At 34.2% G+C, this 22,187-nt stretch carries 22 protein-coding genes; 13 read left to right on the plus strand and 9 right to left on the minus strand.

Features of this window, described 5'->3' with window-relative positions:
* Positions 1-93 precede the first annotated feature (93 nt).
* Positions 94-639: an ATP-dependent Clp protease proteolytic subunit gene (locus Q0772_RS02475; protein ID WP_298340597.1), complete on the minus strand. Its 546-nt coding sequence runs from the start codon at positions 637-639 to the stop codon at positions 94-96.
* Positions 640-716: 77 nt separating this feature from the next.
* On the minus strand, positions 717-1,034 hold the full coding sequence (gene trxA, locus Q0772_RS02480) for a thioredoxin (RefSeq protein WP_298339862.1): 318 nt from the start codon (positions 1,032-1,034) through the stop codon (positions 717-719).
* Positions 1,035-1,370: 336 nt separating this feature from the next.
* Between trxA and Q0772_RS02485 the strand changes: the two genes are divergently transcribed.
* Both Q0772_RS02485 and Q0772_RS02490 read left to right on the plus strand, forming a co-directional pair.
* Positions 1,371-1,802, plus strand: coding sequence for an SRPBCC domain-containing protein (locus Q0772_RS02485; protein WP_298339866.1), 432 nt, complete (start codon positions 1,371-1,373; stop codon positions 1,800-1,802).
* Positions 1,792-2,115 carry a metalloregulator ArsR/SmtB family transcription factor gene (locus Q0772_RS02490; protein ID WP_298339869.1) on the plus strand — a complete coding sequence of 108 codons (324 nt, stop codon included), beginning with the start codon at positions 1,792-1,794 and terminating at the stop codon, positions 2,113-2,115. The genes Q0772_RS02485 and Q0772_RS02490 overlap by 11 nt, the downstream gene beginning before the upstream one ends.
* A 176-nt stretch (positions 2,116-2,291) precedes the next feature.
* Here Q0772_RS02490 and Q0772_RS02495 read toward each other — a convergent pair whose 3' ends face one another.
* The 3 genes from Q0772_RS02495 to Q0772_RS02505 form a co-directional block, all read right to left on the minus strand.
* Entirely contained in the window at positions 2,292-2,591 is a 300-nt protein-coding gene (locus tag Q0772_RS02495) for a GIY-YIG nuclease family protein (protein WP_298339872.1), read from the minus strand.
* Between the two features lie 256 nt (positions 2,592-2,847).
* The gene (dnaE, locus tag Q0772_RS02500) at positions 2,848-7,233 is read right to left on the minus strand and encodes a DNA polymerase III subunit alpha (protein ID WP_298339874.1); all 4,386 of its coding nucleotides are present in this window, start codon (positions 7,231-7,233) and stop codon (positions 2,848-2,850) included.
* Between the two features lie 160 nt (positions 7,234-7,393).
* Positions 7,394-7,843 carry a PA2169 family four-helix-bundle protein gene (locus Q0772_RS02505; protein ID WP_298339877.1) on the minus strand — a complete coding sequence of 150 codons (450 nt, stop codon included), beginning with the start codon at positions 7,841-7,843 and terminating at the stop codon, positions 7,394-7,396.
* 265 nt (positions 7,844-8,108) lie between these two features.
* Here Q0772_RS02505 and Q0772_RS02510 point away from each other — a divergent pair, with 265 nt between their 5' ends.
* The 3 genes from Q0772_RS02510 (at position 8,109) to rimM (ending at position 10,453) form a co-directional block, all read left to right on the plus strand.
* Entirely contained in the window at positions 8,109-9,101 is a 993-nt protein-coding gene (locus Q0772_RS02510; RefSeq protein ID WP_298339880.1) for a lactonase family protein, read from the plus strand.
* A gap of 84 nt (positions 9,102-9,185) precedes the next feature.
* Positions 9,186-9,701: a 30S ribosomal protein S16 gene (locus Q0772_RS02515; RefSeq protein ID WP_298339883.1), complete on the plus strand. Its 516-nt coding sequence runs from the start codon at positions 9,186-9,188 to the stop codon at positions 9,699-9,701.
* A 224-nt stretch (positions 9,702-9,925) separates the two neighbouring features.
* A complete protein-coding gene (gene rimM, locus Q0772_RS02520; protein ID WP_298339887.1) occupies positions 9,926-10,453 on the plus strand; it encodes a ribosome maturation factor RimM in 528 nt (175 codons plus the stop codon).
* On the opposite strand, the gene Q0772_RS02525 is transcribed toward rimM, so the two are convergent.
* Positions 10,450-10,899, minus strand: coding sequence for a DUF2383 domain-containing protein (locus Q0772_RS02525; protein ID WP_298339889.1), 450 nt, complete (start codon positions 10,897-10,899; stop codon positions 10,450-10,452). The two genes, rimM and Q0772_RS02525, sit on opposite strands and share 4 nt — an antisense overlap.
* 142 nt (positions 10,900-11,041) lie before the next feature.
* Between Q0772_RS02525 and Q0772_RS02530 the strand changes: the two genes are divergently transcribed.
* The 8 genes from Q0772_RS02530 to Q0772_RS02565 all read left to right on the plus strand — a co-directional run bounded on the left by Q0772_RS02530 (position 11,042) and on the right by Q0772_RS02565 (position 20,868).
* On the plus strand, positions 11,042-11,758 hold the full coding sequence (locus Q0772_RS02530) for a methyltransferase (RefSeq protein WP_298339892.1): 717 nt from the start codon (positions 11,042-11,044) through the stop codon (positions 11,756-11,758).
* A gap of 109 nt (positions 11,759-11,867) precedes the next feature.
* A complete protein-coding gene (locus tag Q0772_RS02535; protein WP_298339895.1) occupies positions 11,868-13,046 on the plus strand; it encodes an acyl-CoA dehydrogenase family protein in 1,179 nt (392 codons plus the stop codon).
* Between the two features lie 136 nt (positions 13,047-13,182).
* On the plus strand, positions 13,183-16,641 hold the full coding sequence (locus tag Q0772_RS02540; RefSeq protein ID WP_298339898.1) for a hypothetical protein: 3,459 nt from the start codon (positions 13,183-13,185) through the stop codon (positions 16,639-16,641).
* Between the two features lie 104 nt (positions 16,642-16,745).
* Entirely contained in the window at positions 16,746-17,117 is a 372-nt protein-coding gene (locus tag Q0772_RS02545) for a hypothetical protein (RefSeq protein WP_298339901.1), read from the plus strand.
* Between the two features lie 79 nt (positions 17,118-17,196).
* Positions 17,197-18,216, plus strand: coding sequence for a transporter (locus Q0772_RS02550; protein WP_298339904.1), 1,020 nt, complete (start codon positions 17,197-17,199; stop codon positions 18,214-18,216).
* 101 nt (positions 18,217-18,317) lie between these two features.
* Entirely contained in the window at positions 18,318-19,091 is a 774-nt protein-coding gene (locus Q0772_RS02555; RefSeq protein ID WP_298339907.1) for an SGNH/GDSL hydrolase family protein, read from the plus strand.
* Positions 19,092-19,152: 61 nt separating this feature from the next.
* Complete coding sequence (locus Q0772_RS02560; RefSeq protein WP_298339910.1) at positions 19,153-20,052, plus strand: metallophosphoesterase family protein; 900 nt, start codon at positions 19,153-19,155, stop codon at positions 20,050-20,052.
* A gap of 12 nt (positions 20,053-20,064) precedes the next feature.
* Complete coding sequence (locus Q0772_RS02565; protein WP_298339913.1) at positions 20,065-20,868, plus strand: DUF1853 family protein; 804 nt, start codon at positions 20,065-20,067, stop codon at positions 20,866-20,868.
* Positions 20,869-21,006: 138 nt separating this feature from the next.
* On the opposite strand, the gene Q0772_RS02570 is transcribed toward Q0772_RS02565, so the two are convergent.
* The 3 genes from Q0772_RS02570 to Q0772_RS02580 all read right to left on the minus strand — a co-directional run bounded on the left by Q0772_RS02570 (position 21,007) and on the right by Q0772_RS02580 (position 22,185).
* Positions 21,007-21,345 carry a DUF1508 domain-containing protein gene (locus Q0772_RS02570; protein ID WP_298339916.1) on the minus strand — a complete coding sequence of 113 codons (339 nt, stop codon included), beginning with the start codon at positions 21,343-21,345 and terminating at the stop codon, positions 21,007-21,009.
* Between the two features lie 56 nt (positions 21,346-21,401).
* Positions 21,402-21,731, minus strand: a complete 330-nt coding sequence (locus Q0772_RS02575; RefSeq protein WP_109351592.1) for a 2Fe-2S iron-sulfur cluster-binding protein — start codon at positions 21,729-21,731, stop codon at positions 21,402-21,404.
* 211 nt (positions 21,732-21,942) lie between these two features.
* Positions 21,943-22,185, minus strand: a complete 243-nt coding sequence (locus Q0772_RS02580; protein WP_298339924.1) for a NifU family protein — start codon at positions 22,183-22,185, stop codon at positions 21,943-21,945.
* Positions 22,186-22,187 lie beyond the last annotated feature (2 nt).

The following is a 22,187-nucleotide window of genomic DNA, read 5'->3' on the forward strand; positions in this document are numbered from 1 at the left end:
AAATATACGTTAAATATTAATCAATTTAATTAAATTTAAACTTTCCATTTTATTGGAAAGAGTAAGAGTTCCCCCATCTGGGGACGAGGGGGCCTATATCACTGCATCAACAATACCATAAGCCACAGACTCCTCTGCACCCATCCAATGGTCTCTATTAAAATCCTTCATAACCTTTTCAAAAGTCTGCCCACAATTATCAGCCAAAATTTTAGCACTCAACTCTTTCGTTTTCAAAATCTCTTGTGCCGTAATTTGAATATCGCTTGCTTGTCCGCGTGCACCACCACTTGGTTGATGAATCATCACACGCGCATGAGGCTGAATAAAACGCTTACCTTTTGCCCCAACCGATAACAAAATTGACCCCATTGACGCCGCCAACCCTGTACAAATAGTCGACACATCACTATTTAAAGACTTTATACAATCATACATGGCAAAACCAGAAGTTACATAACCACCTGGACTATTAATGTATAATTGAATGTCGGCAGTTTCCAACGCATCTAAATATAGTAACCTATCAATTACATGTTTAGCAGACTCATCATCTACCTGACCCCACAAAAACACTTTGCGTTGCTCTAATAATTTATTATCTATCGCGTCTTGAACTTTATTTTTACTCATCTCAATATTTTATTTAGTAAGCATCTAAAATAAAAAAAGGTTCACCATAAGGCAAACCTTTTTAACTTTCTTTTCTCATTCTGTTATAGAAGCGCATCTATAGCCTCGGTGTATGCATTTTTAGGAGCAACACCAACTTGTCTTCCAACAACTTCTCCATTTTGAAATACCAAAACAGTTGGAATGTTACGTACTCCGTATTTACCTGCAAATTCTTGATTAGCATCAACATCTACCTTACCAACAACAGCTTTCCCCTCATATTCATCGCTAATTTGCTCAATTACCGGTCCAACCATTCTACATGGTCCACACCAAGCAGCCCAAAAATCAACCAATACAGGTTTATCACTATTCAATACTGTTTCTTCAAAATTTGCATCTGTTATCTCTAATGCCATAATATTTATATTTTAATAAGTTCTTAAATCATTTTAATTACACAAAATTAGTCAAAAAAAAACCCAAAGCTTACAAACTGGCAATTTGTTTTCCCTATAATAGCATCAATTGGTTTTATTTAAAATTTTAATTTGGGCGCAACCACAAGGGTCGGGCTATCCGTTACAAGTCCTCGCACCTCCTTCGTCGGGCTGTGGGCTTTCCTCTACTATCCCTTGCGCAGATGCAGAACACCAATTGAAATTCTAGTTAAGCAACTAAAAAGTTGCGTATTAAATTTATTTAGCTTAATTTAGCAACCGTAAAGTTGCATAATAATCAAAAATCGAACTATAATGAAAGATTCAATCAAAAAAGAAGTCGTGTTTAACCAGTCCATCAATCAGGTTTGGAACGCCATTACAAAAGCCGAAGAAATCTCAACATGGTTTATCCCAGCCGATTTTAAAGCCGAAAAAGGCTACAAATACCTGTTCACTTCCCCACCAAACGAAAAAGGTTGTACCACCATTGGTGGAGAAATATTAGAAGCAAATCCTTATGTTTTAGTTTACACATGGATTGTTGGCGGTACAGAAACAGAAACCACCGTAAAATGGGAACTAGAATCCACCGCCGAAGGCACAAAACTAACCCTAGAACACACCGGTATTTCAAACTACGCAGGCGAAACGGCTATTGAAATGTTCGAAAGCTTTAATGGCGGGTGGGACAATTGCATAAACGGTTTAACTAGCTATTTAAAAGAAACAATAAATGCAGGATAAAATCACCAGACTTTTTAAAGCCATAGCAGACCCAACAAGGCGTGATATTTTTCATGCCTTGGTTATTGCAACCTCAGCATTATCCATTACACAAATCTCAAATCAGTTTGATATGACGCGCCAAGGCGTTACCAAACACATTAAAACTTTAGAAGAAGCGGGATTAGTTTACATTAACTCACAAGGAAGAGAACGCTTTTGTAATGCCAACCCCAAAGAACTACAAGAAGTTAACAAATGGATAAAGTTCTATGAGCAATTCTGGGATGATAAATTGAGTAGTTTGGGGGATTATTTGGATTCAAAAACATAACCCACTACGTCATTGTGAGGGAGAAACGACCGTAACAATCTTTTGATTATTAGCCCGAAATTCTCAACAAACAGATTCTCACGCTTTTTTTCTGATGAAAAAGCTCAGAATGACGTAAACATCAAACACGTCGTCATTGTGAGGAAGCACGATGTAACAATCTGCTTATCGTTAACTCAATCAAAATAAAATAGCCAACCATCAGATAAATCATTCCAATCTGAGTTTTCATTATCAATTAAAGCTAGCTTTTTTACTCTTTTATATTTCTTAATCTGTTTTTCTCTTAAAATAGCTTCATCAATAGAATCAAAACCTTCAAAATAAACTAACTTTTCACAATTATATTTTGAGGCAAAGCCTTTGTAAGTTTTAGATTTATGCTGATACATTCGCTTAACCAAATCACTAGTAACTCCTGTATATAAAACTGTATTGTTTTTATTGGTTATAATGTAAACATGTGACTGTTTCATAGATTGACTAAACCTGCATTAATACGTCATTGTGAGGAGGCACGACGTAACAATCTGTTTATTAAAAACTAAAAACCTAAGTTACCAACAAACAGATTCTCACGCTTTTTTTCTCATAAAAAAGCTCAGAATGACGTAAACATCAAACACGTCGTCATTGTGAGGAGGCACTACGTGACAAGCTCTTAAATTAAAACTAGACTTTCAGTAAACAGATTCTTACGCTACGATCAGAATGACAATTCAATCAAAAAAATCAATTCAACTTAAACCTCACATCCTGCGCTTCCAACTCACTCAACAATTCCTGAGACACCTTAACTTTTTGTCTTCTACTAGGCATGGTTAATTTCATCTTTTCTTTAGTATCATACACCAAAAAATTTAATGCTTGGTTTCCAGGATGCATGTGTAGCAACTCTTTTAAGGCTATAATTTTTTGTTCGGTTAAATCTTTTATATCAACTTGTATGGACAGTTTTTTAGCATATTGTTCCATCACATCATGCAACAGTTGGAAACTATTAAACTGCAATCTCGGGTCGCTCTTTTTACCAGTATCTTTATTTGTCCAACCTTCTCGTACAAAACTTTTTACAAACACAAAATTGTTTTGCAATAAAAAATGCCTGTATTTTAAATACTCTTCACCAAAAATTCTAAACTCAAAACTATCAGTATAATCTTCAATAGTAAACAACGCCCAACCTTTACCTTGTTTGCTTACACGGTGTTGCACATCGGTAACTACACCGCCAAACACCAATTCCCGGTTTACATAAGGCTCTAAATTATTAAACATTCCAACCGTAGCATTACAAAAGGTCTTCATTTCGGTTTTAAAATCATCCAACGGATGTCCAGAAATATAAACCCCAACAACTTCGCGTTCTTTACTCAAGGTTTTCATGGTGCCCCACTCTTCACATGGTGGCACTTCGGGTTCAGAAAATTGCACACTACTCTGCTCTCCAAACATATCTATTTGTGCAGAATTTTTATTCTCTTTATACTTTTGCGCAAACTTTATGGCCTTTTCTAAAAAGGTAATCCCATCACCATCATCATGAAAATACTGCGCGCGATGTATATCGCCAAAACCATCAAAACCACCAGCATAGGCTAAATTTTCAAAAGCTTTTTTATTGGCCGCACGTAAATCAATACGTTTTGCAAAATCGAAAATAGAACTGTAATGTCCGTCTTCCTTTCGGTTATCTACAATTGTCATTACTGCACCGTGCCCCACACCCTTTATGGCGCCCATCCCAAAACGCACCGCACCGTCTTTATTTACCGAGAACTTATAATAACTCTCATTCACATCAGGCCCTAAAACGTCTAACTTCATACGTTTACATTCTTCCATAAAGAAGGTTACCTGCTTGATATCATTCATGTTATTGGAAAGCACCGCAGCCATATATTCCGCAGGATAATGCGCTTTTAAATACGCTGTTTGGTAGGCAATCCACGCATAACATGTGGAGTGCGATTTGTTGAAGGCGTAACTCGCAAAAGCTTCCCAATCTTTCCAAACTTTTTCAAGAATTTTAGCATCATGTCCGTTTGCACTGGCTTGCTCAATAAACTTTGGTTTCATTTTATCCAAAACCGCAATTTGCTTTTTACCCATCGCTTTACGAAGTACATCGGCTTCACCTTTGGTAAAATCTGCTAAACTCTGCGACAGTAACATTACCTGCTCTTGGTACACCGTAATACCATAAGTTTCCTTTAGGTATTCTTCCATGGCGGGCAAATCGTACTCGATTTCCTCATCGCCATGTTTTCTACGAACAAAACTCGGAATATATTCCATCGGTCCTGGACGATACAAGGCATTCATGGCAATTAAATCTTCAAAAACCGTAGGTTTTAAATCCCGAAGGTGTTTTTGCATCCCAGGCGATTCGTATTGAAACACACCCACCGTTTCACCGCGTTGAAACAAGGCATAGGTTGCTTCATCATCTAAAGGAAAACTTTCTGGATCTAATTGAATATCATGTTTTGCTTTTACAATTTTAACGGTGTCTTTAATTAAAGTTAGTGTTTTTAAACCCAAGAAATCCATCTTCAATAATCCTGCATCTTCTACAACAGAGTTATCAAACTGCGTGACGTACAAATCAGAATCTTTTGCCACAGAAACAGGCACAAACTTGGTAATATCATCTGGTGTAATAATTACACCGCAGGCATGTATTCCAGTATTTCTAACTGAGCCTTCAAGCGTTCTGGCAAGGTTTACGGTTTCTGCCTGTAAATCGCTACCATCGGCAATATTTAAAAGTTCGTTTACTTTCTCTAAATCTTCTGCCCTAAACTTCTTTCCGAGTTCTTTTTCATCTAAACCAAAAATCTTTCCTAGCTTAGACATGGTTGGGATTAACTTCGCAATCCTATCGGCATCAAACAAGGGTAAATCTAAAACACGCGCCGTATCCCGAATAGAGGATTTTGCAGCCATCGTACCATAAGTGATGATTTGCGCTACTTGGTTAGATCCGTATTTTTCAATCACGTAATCCATGACACGACTTCTACCTTCATCATCAAAATCGATATCAATATCGGGCATACTAATACGATCTGGATTTAAGAAACGCTCAAAAAGTAAATCGTATTTTAACGGGTCAATATTTGTAATCCACAAGCAATATGCCGCCACAGAACCTGCTGCGGAACCACGCCCAGGACCTACCGATACATCCATATTTCTGGCTTCGCGAATAAAATCTTCAACAATTAAAAAATATCCCGGATATCCTGTATTTTCAATAACGCTCAACTCAAAATCAAGGCGTTCTGTAACTTCTTCAGTAAGTGGTTCGCCATAACGCTTTTTGGCGCCTTCGTATACCAAATGTTTTAAGTACGCATTTTCGCCACGTTTACCACCGTCAACTTCATCTTCTTTATGCTTAAACTCCTCAGGAATATCAAAGGCAGGTAATAATACATCGCGCGCTAGCTGAAATGCCTCAACTTTATCAACCACTTCTTGAACATTTACAATGGCTTCGGGCACGTCGCGAAATAAAGTCTTCATATCTTCTGAAGACTTAAAATAATACTCTTGGTTTGGTAATCCGTAGCGATATCCACGGCCACGACCAATAGGTGTGGCTTGTTTTTCACCATCTTTTACACACAATAAAATATCGTGCGCATTGGCATCTTCTTGGTTTCTATAATAAGTATTATTTGTGGCAACTAACTTTACATCGTGCTTTTTAGCAAGTTGTATCAACGTAGGGTTTACACGATTTTCATCCTCTTGATTATGGCGCATTAGCTCCACATACAAATCGTCTCCAAATTCATTTTTCCACCAAAGCAGCGCTTCTTCGGCTTGGTTCTCACCAATATTCAACACTTTACTTGGTACTTCGCCATATAAGTTTCCTGTAAGTACAATGATGTCTTCTTTATACTGCTGAATCAATTTTTTATCAATTCTTGGCAAATAGTAAAACCCATCTACAAAAGCATGAGACGATAATTTTGCCAAATTATGATAGCCATTTTTGTTTTTTGCGAGCAGTACAATTTGGTAGCCATTATCTTTTCTGGTTTTATCTGCATGATCTTCGCACACAAAAAACTCACAGCCCACAATAGGTTTTATAAGTTTCGCATCTGTAGGTTCACCACTTTCTTCGGCTGCTGCTATTTTTTCCTTAATGCTTTTATTTGCTTTATTTACAGCATTCACAAAGTGAAAGGCACCCATCATATTTGCATGATCGGTTAATGCTACAGCTGGCATATTGTGTTCTGCGGCAGCGGCTACAACATCTGATACACTCATGGTAGATTGTAATACCGAAAATTGCGAATGGTTGTGCAAATGCACAAATTCTACATTTGCTAAATCGGATGCATTTTGATTGATATCTTGAGTAGAAATTCCAGCTTTTGCTTTTTCTAAACGAGCTCGAATTTTAGCACTTTCCTTTTTGAGATTAATGTGCTTTAATCCGATAGTTTGAATGGTATCTGGATTCTCTTTTTTGAAGTTTTCAAAATAATCGGGCTGAACATCTAACTGTTCTTTCGTGTACTCTCCTAAACGCACCAACTCGAAAAAACAACGCGTTGTTGCCTCTACATCGGCAGTCGCATTATGCGCTTCAGAAAAAGGTACACTAAATAAAAATTCATGCAATTCTGTAAGTGTTGGCAATTTAAATTTACCATAACGCCCACCCGGAATTTGGCACAAACTTGCCGTATGTTCTGTACAGGTATCTAATACTGGGAGTTCTTGTAATGGGTTTGCAACAGCGCCACGCACAAACTCCGCACCCATTATGTTTAAATCGAACTTTACATTTTGCCCAACAACAAATTTGGTTTTACCTAAAGCTTCATTAAACTTATCTAAAACCTCAGCCAAGGGTACACCTTGTTCTTCAGCTAATTCTGTAGAAATACCGTGAATTTTTTCGGCATCATACGGAATATTAAAGCCTTCAGGTTTTACCAAATAATCTTGACTCTCGATACAGTTACCCATATCGTCGTGGAGCTGCCACGCGATTTGAATACACCTTGGCCAATTATCAGTATCTGTAATTGGTGCATCCCAACGTTTTGGCAATCCTGTAGTTTCAGTATCGAAAATTAAGTACATATGATATGTTTATACATTGTTTTGTGTAATTGTTGCGTCAGAAATGACGAGCATATAAAAATACATAGAAAACTCACTTTTTTAAAATGAAGTTATAAACAGTTGTAAACAAAAAACGCAACCCTTTGAGGTTGCGTTTTCTTAACCGAATATTAATATCTTATGATACTAACTCTTCCTGTACTTTTTCGGTATTAATAGCCGATTGTATAGCGTTTCGATGCCTAAACAACATGGCATCAATTGTTGGCGGCAATGTTCTATCTTTTAAAATAGCATCGTATTCTTCTAAACTTGCTTTTTCGCCTCTGATAGCTTCTTCTAAAATGGCTTCTTCATCATTTGATGAAAATAGCGATTTTAAACTCATCCAGTTTCTATGCACCGTGCCTTTAAAACTTCCAGATTCTTCAGGAATTTCACCGTATTGTAAAATTTCTGTTCGTAACTCTTTTGCAAATTCACTTCGTTCTGTCGCTCTTCGCTTAAAGAATATTTTTAGCGTAGCACTATCTACATTTTCGGAAGCATTCAAATACCCTTTTTCGGCATCATAATTCTTTACTAATAATTCATTTAACTTGTTTGAAATTTCTTCTGTGTACTTCATGTTTTCATTTTCATTTTAAATTCCAATATATTTTTTTAAGATGCGTATTGTTTCACATCGTAATACTTAATATAGACTCAAACTTCAGTTTGTCAAGGGTTTTAACAGGGTTTATGATAGTATTAAGAGACATTAACATTTAAAGTCAATATTTAAGATAATTTATCATAAATTAGTTTTTTCATAATTAACACTTACAATGAAACTATTTTTTTATTTAACCACACTTTTATTGTGTTTAACTTGCTATTCTCAAAACGCCCAGTTGTACATTGGCACATATACTAAAGGTAATAGTAAAGGGATTTATAAAGTAAATTTTAATACTGAAACAGGACAGTTAAGCGACTTACAACTTGCCATCCCTATTGACAACCCTTCGTTTTTAACGTATTCTCCTGATAGAAAATTTTTATATTCTACAAATGGTAGCGAAAGCGGATTTATTTCTTCCTACAAGATAAAAGATGATGGGAGTTTGGTTTTATTAACGCGAATAAGCAGTATGGGAAAAGGACCTTGTCATATTTCAATTAACAAATTAGGAACAACCATATGCGTATCAAACTATGTTGCTGGTACTATCGCTTTGTACCCAATTAACAAAGATGGAAGTTTAGCAGAGGCAACTCAAGTATTTAACCATAACAGTAAAGAAAGAGAATCTCATGCACATTCTGCTTTATTTTTTAATGATGAATTATTTGTTGCCGATTTAGGTAGAAATGCAATGTACCAATACATATTAGAAAATGGCTCATACAAACTAAAATCTGAAGCCATTGTAAAAACCGAAGGAAACCCTGGCCCGCGACATTTTAAACTAACTAAAGACGGAAAGTTTATTTACCTTATTAACGAATATGGCGCTACTATAACAACAATTAAAAGAACAAAAAAAGGATTTAAACAAATTGATGAAGACAACACTTTAGAGCCTGGGTTTACTGAATTTAATAAGTGTGCAGATATTCATTTAACTAAAGATGAACGTTTTGTTTATGGATCTAATCGCGGCGAGAATACTATTGCAGTTTTTGAACGTAATATCAAAAACGGAAAACTAGACAAAATTCAAAGCATGTCTGTTCATGGTGATTGGCCACGGAACTTTAGTTTAGACCCAACAGGAAAATTTCTATTGGTTGCTAATATGAGAACCGAAAATATAGCAGTATTTAGTATTGATAAAAACGCAGGCACACTTAAATATTTACACGACTTTAAGGTGCCAGAACCTGTGTGCTTAATATTTTAAATAAAGTATTGGTTTTTAAAAAAATATGGTATATTTGCGCCCTTATTAATAACCGAGGTCGAGAACCTCAAATAATTAATTATTATGCCAGTAAAAATAAGATTACAAAGACACGGTAAAAAAGGAAAACCTTTTTATTGGATTGTAGCAGCTGATGCACGATCAAAAAGAGATGGTAAATACTTAGAGAAATTAGGTATCTACAATCCAAATACAAACCCAGCAACTGTTGAATTAAACGTTGATGGTGCTGTAACATGGTTACAGAATGGTGCACAACCAACTGATACTGCCAAAACATTATTGTCTTACAAAGGTGCTTTATTAAAAAATCATCTTGCAGGTGGTGTTAGAAAAGGCGCTTTAACTGAAGAACAAGCAGAAGCAAAGTTTACTGCTTGGTTAGAAGAAAAAGAAGCTAAAATTCAAGCTAAAGCTGATGGTTTATCTGATGCTGAAGCTAAAGCTAAAGCTGAAGCATTAGCTGCTGAAAAAGCTGTAAATGAAGCTAGAATAGCTGCAGCGGCTCCTGTTGTTGAAGAAGCTGAGGAAGCAACTGAAGAGGCTGCTCAAGTAGAAGCTTCTAACGAAGAAGAATAAAAAAATAATTTTTATACTTTTAAACTCCGATAGCAATATCGGAGTTTTTTTTGTGAAATAGTATTTAGGTTCACAAAATACGTAATTGAACAAATCCCGATGAAGATGGGAATCTTAATTAACTAATTAATGAGTAGCCCTTGAAACTCGCGAATTTTCGGGATAGGGTGACAAACTTAAAAATAGATTCACGCCTTCGCGGGAATGACAAAAATGAATCCTCAATGACAAAAGAAGATTGTTTTTACTTAGGAAAAATTGTAAAAAAATATAGTTTTAAAGGTGAAGTTTTAGCAAAACTAGATACTGATCAACCAGAACTTTATGAAAATCTTGACGCTATTTTTTTAGAACTGCGCAACAATCTAGTGCCGTTTTTTGTTGAACGTTCGCAATTACACAAATCTGAATTACTTCGTATAAAATTTGAAGATGTAGATGCCGAAGCCGATGCTGATACCATCATGAAAAGCGGTCTATATTTACCTTTGGATTTATTACCAAAACTAAAAGGTAACAAATTTTACTTTCATGAAGTTATAGGCTTTACTATTAAAGACAAAAACTTTGGAAACGTTGGGATTATTAAAGCAATTAACGATACCACAGCCCAATCGCTTTTTGAAATAGATAGAGATGGAACAGAAATCCTAATACCAATGAATGATGAATTTATTATCAATGTTGACAGAAAGCAGAAAACTATTATGGTTGAAACGCCAGAAGGCTTAATTGATCTATATATAGACTAAACAACAAAAGCTTCTCCTCTTTCAATTAAACGCGAGGTATACTGAATAATATCTCTTTGCCTAATCAATAATTTACAAAGCTTTAAAGGCAAATTCATTTCCATCAGTAATTCATTGTATTTCTCAACACTAAATTGCTCAATTCTATAAACTTCATTTTGCAAGTTAAGCTCATCATTAATTTGCAATGATTTTTTAAAACTTGATCTAATAAGCTTATTTCTTCTATTTAACATAATAGATTCTTGCTCTTTATCACCAAGCTTATTGACTTCTTTTAACAACAATTGACCAAACTGATTTCTAACTTCAATTTTATCTTTAAAAAAAGGTATAAACTCCTCGTTAGAAGTGTTTTTTTGAATTTTTTTATAGGTTTTTTCAACCTCTTCATTCATTATAATCAATTCATTCAGCTTACTTAAGAAATTATTTGAGCCTTTCATTTACAATGTGAAATTTACTTTTATTATTATTACATGATAAATTTAATTTTAAATAGTTTTTTTTGGCACTTTATTCAACATAGTTTTACACTATTTATTAACTACTTTTTTATAATTACTTAATTTACTCTAAAACAACACTATGTCTTCTAAACCATTTGCTTTTAAATATTTCAAAGTAACTCAAGATAAATGCGCCATGAAAATTGGAACAGATGGAGTGCTTTTAGGCGCATGGTCATCATTAGAAAAGAAACCATTATCCATTTTAGATATTGGCGCTGGTACAGGTATACTATCATTAATGTTAGCTCAAAGAAGTCGAGCCCAACTTATTGATGCTATTGAAATTGATGACCAAGCTTATGAGCAGTGTGTAGAGAATTTTGAGCAATCACCCTGGGGAGATAGATTATTTTGCTATCATGCTTCTTTAGAAGAATTTGCAGAAGACATTGAAGATAAATATGATTTAATCATTTGCAATCCTCCATTTTATTCCGAAGATTTTAAAACTGATAACAAACAACGAGATTTAGCAAGATTTCAAGACGCAATGCCGTTTGAGCATTTATTAGAATGTGTTTCAAAATTACTATCAGAACAAGGCACTTTTAACGTTGTTATTCCTTTTAAAGAGGAGGACAATTTTATAGAGTTAGCATCCCAACTTAATTTATTCCCCAATACAATACTTCAAATTAAAGGCAATCCTAATACTTTAATAAAAAGAAGTTTAATAGAATTCTCATTTCAAAATACAGATACCAAAACTGTTGGATTGATTATTGAAAAAGAAAGACATAAATACACAGAAGATTATATTAATTTGACTAAAGATTTCTATTTAAAAATGTGATTTAATTAATAAAGATTATTTAAATTTGATGAATAATATTGATAATTTGACAACAAAAACATCATTTTACTAATTATCTTTCTTTAATTCATTTTTAAATTCAGTCTTTATGCGACCAGATCTATTTGAAGCACCAGATTATTACAACCTTGATGAATTACTTACTGATGAACACAAACTAGTTAGAGATGCTGCTAGAGAATGGGTAAAACGTGATGTTTCTCCTATAATTGAGGAATATGCTCAAAAAGCAGAGTTCCCAAAACAAATTATTGGTGGTTTAGCAGAAATTGGTGCTTTTGGTCCTTACATTCCCATGGAATATGGTGGTGCTGGACTTGACCAAATAAGTTATGGTTTGATTATGCAAGAAATTGAACGTGGCGATTCTGGGGTACGTTCTACAGCTTCAGTACAATCATCATTAGTCATGTATCCTATTTGGAAATACGGTAATGAAGAGCAACGGAATAAATACCTACCAAAACTAGCAAGTGGTGAATGGATTGGATCCTTTGGTTTAACCGAACCAGACCATGGGAGTAACCCTGGCGGTATGACTACCAATTTTAAAGACAAAGGCGACCACTATTTATTAAATGGTGCTAAAATGTGGATTAGTAATGCGCCTTTTGCAGAAATTGCTGTGGTTTGGGCTAAGGACGAAAGTGGACGCATTCATGGATTAATAGTAGAGCGCGGTATGGAAGGTTTTACTACGCCAGAAACACATAACAAATGGTCACTTCGCGCATCCGCAACTGGTGAATTAATCTTTGATAATGTAAAAGTACCTAAAGAGAACCTGCTACCAAATAAATCTGGACTTGGAGCTCCTCTTGGATGCCTAGATTCAGCACGTTATGGCATTGCCTGGGGTGCTATTGGTGCCGCAATGGATTGTTATGATACCGCATTAAGATATAGTAAAGAGCGTATGCAATTCGGTAAACCTATTGGGCAGTTTCAACTGCAACAAAAAAAACTTGCCGAAATGATTACAGAAATAACAAAAGCGCAACTTTTAGCATGGAGACTTGGCGTTATGCGTGAAAATGGCACAGCTACTTCAGCACAAATCTCTATGGCAAAACGTAACAATGTAGATATGGCTATTAACATTGCTCGAGAAGCTCGACAAATGTTAGGTGGAATGGGTATTACTGGAGAATATAGTATTATGCGTCATTCTATGAATCTTGAAAGCGTAATTACTTATGAAGGGACGCACGACATTCATTTGTTAATTACAGGATTAGATATTACTGGACTCAATGCCTTTAAATAGATACTATAATTCATCTATTTAAAACTGATTATTTTACTACATCGTTATCGTATAAATATACTGATAACATGACTTTTGACATGTTTTTTACAAAGTTCTTATTATAGTTTTGTTTAAGAAATTTAAGTGAAACGTCATGAAAGAATCAAGAAGAGACATTATTCAGTTTATTAACTTGCAATTAGCATCCATTGGTCAACCTACTTTTAAGGACAAAGCAGATAGCAAGGAAAAGTTTTGCGATCCTGAATTCGAAAAAACAACACGTCCATTAATAATGAGTCTTAGAGAAAAATCAAGGCTTTTAGCAGACCACTTATCTCCTGCCGATTTAAGAATTCAAAATTTTATAGACGACTATTTAAAAAATGCATCTGTTAACATATCATACAAATTACCTAATAACACACTAATACTATCCAAAAAAGGACAAGCAAGAGAAGCTAGTTTACCACCTGATGGCAATTCTTTTGAAAGTGATTTAGTAAATTCAAAACGGCTTAAACAAGGGATTTTAAACAATCCGTTACATGATAAAAGAACAACCAAAGGCACTTTTCATATTGTTGAAGGCCCACTTCCTGTCCCTTTAGACAAAAAAGAAGTTCCTAGAGTGGTTTTAGCTCACTTTTTAAATGAAGCTTTTAAACCTTCTGATGAATTGAACACACTTCCTTTTACATCAAATCAAAAGGATAAAGCCAAAACCATGGTTTCTATGCTTTTAAGACCAGTAGTATGCCCTGAGGTTAAAGGTATTATTTCAGAAAAAAGACTAGAAGTCCGATTTTTTGCACCTGGTTCTTTAGTTAGTAATTTAGATTTTGTTGAAAATATTTTTGGTAATGCTGGTAATCCTAATTTAGCACATAATGATGCTGCCTTAGACCCGGAACATTGGACAGGACATACAGGATGTATCATTCTTGCTCCACAGCTACTAAAACTAAAAAAGAAAGACGTAGGGCTCCCACATTTTGATGATGCCACAGACCGTCAGAAAAAAGATGGCATGTGTTGGATCGAGGAAAACGAACTTTATAATGATGGTGGCGCTTTTAAGATTACTTGTAGAGACGAAAGTGGCGTTGTAGTTACTTTGATTGCTGATAACTATTACGGTTACTCAAAAAAAGAAATTAAAACTCAGATTAGTTATTCTGCTAACTTATATGGCGTTTTAGAAGAGGAACATGCAGGAGGTGCTATAGCATACGCTAGACGTGTTATGGGCGATACTGTAAATTGCAATGATTACAATCAATATTATGGGCTAGACCATACGTTTGAAGATATAAAAACATTATTAGGAGACAGAATTGAGGTTAAACCCGAAAACTATGCAGTAGACAAAACATATCCTAACATTATTTACATCCCAGAATCATCTTATTTCAACACCAATACAAACAACATCAGTTGGAGCTATAAAGGCAAAGAACAAAAATTAAAATTATCGCCTTTTAAGACCTACATTCACCCTTCAGGAAACAAATTAAGGTTAGAAAAACACAAATCTATTGATTTATGGCGCATTGTAGAAACCTATCCTGAAGGTGTATTTTGCCATAAACCTTGTACAGTATCTGGTGGAGGTAAATCTGAAATTTCTAAATCTATGCAGAACGCCATTACTTACGCAAGATTTAACATTCACAATATAGAGGAAGATTTTAAAAAAGCAGATGAAATTATTGAGTTTGATTACTCAACAAGATGGAAAATAAAAGATCCAAACAGACCAAAATCAAGATCATTATTGAGTGAAAAAAGGACCTTGGGCTCTGTTGTAAAACTTCTAACGCCTTCAGAAGAAAACTCAGATGAGTTCAATGAGTGGTTAGAAAATATTCCCGTTCATATACGTTCTTTAGTTTTATTTGTTAAAAGGTTATTTAGACAAGCCCATGGTGGCAACCTTAACTGGAAAGACTTAATGTCTGTAGATATTATTAACGGCGTTAGAGGCACTTCTTTAATCTATAATAACAACCCTGTGGTTGGTAGCTATGTGCGTATTGGTTTTAATCAACAAGGCAACTGGATGTTGAATAAATTACGTTCAGACTTTGCTGCAAGTGAAAAAATTCAAACGGAAGATGATATTTCTGCATCTATAACTATCCCTAGAAATCAGTTTAAAGATTTAAATCCTGAATATACAAATGAAAGTGTAAAAGTGTTAACAAACTGTGAGGCGCATTTATTCCAAAGACCAGATGAGGCCATTGTAAGAGGGTATGATAAAGGTGCTGAATTAGATATTATATCAAATGGCAGATTCTTAACCAATTATGAAATGTTAACAAAAAAGGATGCTATTGAAATTTATGAAGACACTATAAATTATGACAAGTATACACAACCTGTTCAAGATTTTCTAAAAGAAGTTATTGACAGTGATGATGAAGATATTCAGTTTGTACTACCATCTCACCCAAGAATTATTGAAGATGGTTTACCAACAAAAAACCCACGTTATTTAGAGCCAAATAGGTTTTATAATGAAACAGAAGCATCTTACATCTCAGACATGGGAGTTCGTTTAAGAAGAAAAATTAAACTAGATGATCCCGTAATTCATGTTGTAAATGCTGTTTTACCTGGCAGAAGAAATAACCCAGTTGATAGAGAGGCAGGCATTAGACCATTGGCAGTATACAACCCAATACATTATCAGGAAACTCCAGAGTTATTTATGGATTTTATTTGTAGTTTAACAGGTAAATCACCATCAACTACAGGAGCAGGATCTGAAGGGGCTTTAACTAAAGCACCGTTTAATATGCTAACACCAACAACAGATTTAAACAATGCATTATTATCCCATATTTTAACAGAATCTAACGGATTTAGTACAGCCGCTGGTTACGTTGGAGCCGAAAATAAAATAGACCATGATGTAAGTTTATTAATACCAGAAATATGGGCTAGAATGGCTCCAGAAGATAGAGATCCAAACAACCTCATCGAAAATGGCTCTCTAGAAAAACTTGAAGATTTTGAATATGAAGGCAAAAAAGTTTTAGCAAGTAGGTTGGGTTATAGAATTACTAAAACTTTTGCTCTACTTTGTTTGAACAGAATTTTTGATGAGCCTACAGCGGTATTTAATAAAAGAATGTTAAAACCAGAACTTCAAGGTATGGAAGATTATGTTGATGGCATCAATAATATAGTTGAAGCACAACAAAAAGTAGCTCTTAATTATTTTGAAGATGGCAGTGTAGAAGCAGCTATTCCACCATTAAAAATCTTATTACACATCATGGCCTATGGTAAATATGAAGGTAAGGATATCAGTGATCCAGAGTTACGTAAGTATTTTGATAGAGATTATGTTTTAAATAGTGAATGGTATAAAGAACGATTGAAGCTAAAACAACAAAAAGATATTAGTTTCTATGAATCCCAAGTAAACTATTTGGAAGATTTCATTAACAATCCAGACAACATAACGCTTGTTGCTGAAATGCATATTAAAGACCGATTAAAATCTGTAAAAGCATTACATGAAAAAGTAAAATCTGACAACTATCTAGATAGTATAGTTGGAACAATTGGGGCAGATCCATTGTACAAAAAACCTTATTAAGCTTAGTTATATTTAATTATTAATTAGTAAAAAAACCGAGTTAATTAACTCGGTTTTCTTTGTTGTGGCAAACTCAAACTATATATTTGCCCAAAATTGAGCTTTTGCGAAAATTAACTGCAACATTTTTTATTTTCTTATACATGATTGCCATGTTAAGACCTGTACAACCTTATGTTGAGTATGTGCTTAATCAAGACTACATCGCAGAATTTTTGTGTATTAATAAAGATAAGCCAAAGTTACAATGTAACGGAAAGTGTCATTTGGTAAAAGAATTAGAAAAACAACAAAAAAATGAGCCAAAAGGCTTGCGAGTTCTCTTAGAAAACTACCCAATAGGCTTTGTTATAATCTATCAAATTCAAGCCTTAAATAGCTTTACAACTTTAAAAAGACTTACATCTATCCCATATAAAAAATTATATCATTTTGATTATAATGATAGTGCGTATCAACCACCCGATGTTGTGTAATACTTACTTCAAAAAAACAACTTCCTAAAAATTATTTTTCAGGAATAAACTTTTTACATCATATTTTTAAAATTACACAATGAAGAATTTACTCATTGCAATACTTTGTGTTGCAACAACAATAGCTTTTGCTCAAGAAAAAGAAGAAAACAACAAATGGACATCAAGCAGGCCTGATGGGCATGCGCCAATATCTGTAATGGCAGATCACACACACCATAAAGGTGAATTTATGTTCTCCTACAGGTATATGACCATGGATATGCGCCAATTAAGACAGGGCACAAATGATGCTTCAACAGCAGATGGTCATACGAATTATATGGTTGCACCTCTAGACATGGTTATGAATATGCACATGTTGGGTGTAATGTACGCACCTTCGGATAAAATAACCATAATGGCTATGGCAAACTATCTTGAAAACGATATGAACTTGCAAATGCGAAACGGCAATCTATTTTCAACCAATACATCTGGTTTAGGCGATGTATCTGTAAGTGCATTATATAGTATTTTTAATAAAAACAGACATGCCATGCATGCACAAGTTGGAGTTAATATCCCAACGGGAAGTATAGAAGAAAAAAACATACTACCTGTCTCAATGGGTAATGCTGTTCAGCTTCCTTATCCAATGCAAACAGGAACGGGGTCTTTTGGTGCTAATTTAGGCTTAACCTATTTAGGGCAATGTGATAAATTTTCTTGGGGACATCAATTATCTGGAATGATAAATATTAATGATAATGACCAAGATTATAAATTCGGAAACCGTTATAAATTAAATAACTGGATTGCTGCCAAGGCTGGAGAAAACTTAAGTGTTTCTCTAAGGCTAGAAGGTGTATTAGTTGACGAAATTGATGGCTCAAGTGAGTTATTAAACCCAATGATGGTAACTACTGCAGATACGGTTAACTCTGGAGGTACATTTATAAACTCTGGTTTTGGATTAAACTACATGATTGTAAATGGAAGTTTAAAAGGTTTACGATTTGCTACCGAGATAAGCACACCACTTTATCAAGATTTAAATGGAATTCAACTTAAACAGAATTACAATTTAACATTTGGATTACAGTATGCATTTCATTAGAAAGCCCTTTTTGTTTCAAATCATAAAAAAGCATCTCGAATGAGATGCTTTTTTATACATTTTAGTTTTCCTCAATTAAGTCGTATCTTTAAAATAAAAAAATGAAATTTAAACTAACATTGCTATGTTTTAGTTTGAGTATTCTTTTGTCTTTTGGATGCTCTGAAAATTCTGAGTATGACATTCAAGATGAAGAAACTGAAATTGTTAATGAGAGCGAAGAAACTGAAAAAGAAGAAACAGGAGAAGGAACCAATAACGAAACTTCTAATGGGAATACCCTTAAAATTCTTTCTTTAGGAGACAGTTATACCATAGGACAAAGTGTTTGTGAAACTTGTAGGTTTCCAGAACAACTAAAGGAGAGTTTAAAACGAAGAGTAGAATCTACTTCCAACATTCAACTTAATATTATCGCGCGAACTGGATGGACTACTTCTAATCTAAAAAATGCTATTGTTACTCAAAACCCTGCAAATGACCAAGATTTAGTTACATTGTTAATAGGTGTAAATAATGAATATCAAAATCGACCATTTTCAATTTACGAAACAGAGTTCCCTCAGCTAGTCAATACTGCAATTCAAAAAGCTAAAGGTGATAAAAACAAAGTTATTGTTATTTCTATTCCCGATTATGCATATACACCCTTTGGAAAAGGCAACAGTGCTATCTCGCAACGGCTAGATCGCTATAATGATTTTGCAAGAGATTACTGCTCGAATAATAATATAAGCTATGTATTTATTACTGATATTACAAGACAAGGCTTAAACAGACCCGAACTTGTAGCCTCAGATGGTTTACACCCGTCTGCTTTGGCATATACTAAGTTTGTAGAACGTATTCTTCCTGTAGCTCTAGGAAAACTTTAAACACCCATAAAAATAAAAAAAGCGTTTCCATTAGAAACGCTTTTTTGTTTACATTTACTATATGTTTTCATCCAAGAAAAGATTAGATAACGCTTACAAAAATGCTAAAGTCATTGATTTTGATGATGATAGTAAATTTATTTTATTTAGCGATTGCCATAGAGGTGATAATAGTTTTGCAGATGATTTTGCAAACAACCGAAACATATACTTTCATGCGCTTAAACATTATTATGCAGAAGGCTTTCAGTATTGTGAACTTGGTGATGGTGACGAACTCTGGGAAAACTTATCTTTCGACTCCATATTAAATGCACATAAAAATGTGTACATGCTCATGAAACTTTTTCATAAAGATAATCGACTACATATGATTTGGGGCAACCACGATATGGTGTATCGCAATCCAGAATATGTAAAAAAACATTTATCAACTTATTTCGACCCGAAAATAGGTGAAGACGTTGAGCTTTTTGGAGATATTACTTATCATGAAGGAATTGTTTTAAAACACTGTATGACAGGACAAGAAATATTTTTAGCTCATGGTCATCAAGCAGATTGGTGGAATTTCTTGTTTTGGAAATGGAGCCGTTTTATGGTTAGAGTTTTATGGAAACCTCTTAACGTTATGGGAATTGCAGACCCCACAAGTCCTGCAAAAAACTACAAAGAGCTTATTAAAGTAGAACGTAGAACTAAAAAATGGATTACCGAAAACAACAATTTAATGACCATTTTTGGGCACACGCATAGACCTCGTTTTCCTGAACCTAGCGATATTGCGTTTTTTAATGACGGTAGCTGTGTACACCCTAGAAGTATTACAGGCATTGAAATTGAAAACGGAACTATTTCATTAATTAAATGGCAAATAGCAACCCGAGATGATGGAACATTACAAATTGTTAGAGTACTGTTGGAAGGCCCTGTAAAACTTTCGAATTATAAAACCGATTAATTGGTTTTTGAAATGATAAACGTTCTCCAAAAACAATATGAAGGCTTTTTAAAAACACCGTGTTTATGGAAAAGTAACTCCGTTTTTGATTTACAACAATTTGAAATTACTTCTGCTTTAAAAAAAATAGATATTGTTTTAAATGACAATTTACGCTTAGGAAAATATGTTGAGCGCTTGGTGTCTTTTGAATTAGAACAGCTAAATGATATTTCTATTTTAGCTGAAAATATTCAAATTCAAGATGAGAAGATTACTTTAGGCGAGATAGATTGTTTACTTCTAAGAAATGACAAACCTATTCATCTTGAGGTTATTTATAAATTCTACCTGTATGATGAATCAGTTGGAAATTCTGAAATCGACCATTTTATTGGTCCGAATAGGAAAGACTCTTTAATTGAAAAGCTTACTAAATTAAAAGAAAAACAATTACCGCTTCTTTATTCTGATGCGTGTAAACCGTATTTAGAAGCACTTGATTTAAAACCAGAAAAAATAATTCAGCAAGTCTATTTTAAAGCACAACTATTTATGCCTTTTTCAAAGTCGAATATTGAACTTAAAACTTTGAATACTGCGTGTATCTCTGGGTTTTATATTAACCAAAATGAATTACACCTTTTTGAGAATTGTAAATTTTACATACCTAATAAAAAAGATTGGCTACTGTTACCACATACACACGTAGAATGGACAAATCTTGAGGCTTTTAAAACAACAACTCAAGATTTTTTTGAGCAAAAATTTTCTACTTTGTGCTGGATAAAATTTAAAAACGGGGCATTAAAAAAACTATTCTTGGTTTGGTGGTAGGCGCTTAGGTTAATTCAAAGATATGACTTTAGCAAGCATGTCTGCGTTAGGGATTGCAGTGGAAATCCTTTTTGTGAGGCACGAATAAAAAGATTGTAACGAAAAGCCCGACCCGATAGGGTAACGCCAAAAATTAAATTATATGGAATAGGTTATGCTATCGATTTTCGCTTCGTTTGCATTGGTTTTAATCATTGCTATAATATTTTCCATAACATTTTTACTAATAAACTTTTCACTAATACCAATTACTTTGTTTTTGGATACTTTAAATTCAAAATAAGGGCTTTCATTAAGAGAAATATGTCGCTCATACTTCTCATCTTTTAATGCGAATTTTTTAATTAGTTGAATGTAGTTAAAACAGATTAATCTTGAAGAATATCCGCGACTTGTAAATATAATTTGGTTGTGATTAGATTTTAAGAAAAATCTATATTTACCTGTTTCGTCTTTGAATATTTTAAATAGTGCCATTTATTAATCTCTTTATTATTGAGACCCGTTTTTTGGTGAAATGTCACTTTTATATTTTAACTTTCTGGAGCTAGTTCTACTTCTAAACCTTCCATTTCAGGAGTGATTTGAATTTGGCAACCTAAACGGCTATTATCTTGCACATCGAACGCTTCAGATAGCATTGCTTCCTCATCATCGCTCATTTCTGGTAGTTCTGTATCACTTTTAACATAACACTGACATGATGCACACATAGCCATTCCACCACAAACGCCAATAGTACCCTCTGGAGCAAGCTCGTAAGACCTTACCACCTCCATGAGATTCATAGCCATATCTGTAGGGGCAACAATATCGTGTGTTACACCGTCTCTATCTGTGATTTTTATGTTTACGTCTTCCATTACTTTTGTTATTACTTCTGTTAAAAGCATTTCATAATTCGTGCCACAAATTTAGCACAAGCGCTTCTATTTTCTATTTTTTTATTTATGAATTTACAATGTGGAATAAAAAAATGCAGCATCCTTAAAATTCTAAGTATTTAAGAACCCCTTTTGCAGTGGTATGTTGTTTTAATTGAAACTTTTGCAGCTTTATTAAATTGACTAATACTTAAGCGTCAATATTTACAACTTGTTCGATTTGTGGTGCATGCTTTTTGATGGTCATTTCTACACCGGATTTAAGTGTCATTTGATTGACACTACAACCCACACAAGCACCTTTCAATTGTACTTTAACTAGCTTATCATCTTCAATAGATAACAGAGAAATATCACCGCCATCACTCTGTAAAAACGGTCGAATCTCTTCTAATGCAATTTCAACTTTTTCTTTTAGTTCTTCTGAAGTCATAT

The organism is uncultured Algibacter sp. (assembly GCF_947490405.1).
Classification (GTDB): Bacteria; Bacteroidota; Bacteroidia; order Flavobacteriales; family Flavobacteriaceae; genus Algibacter_B.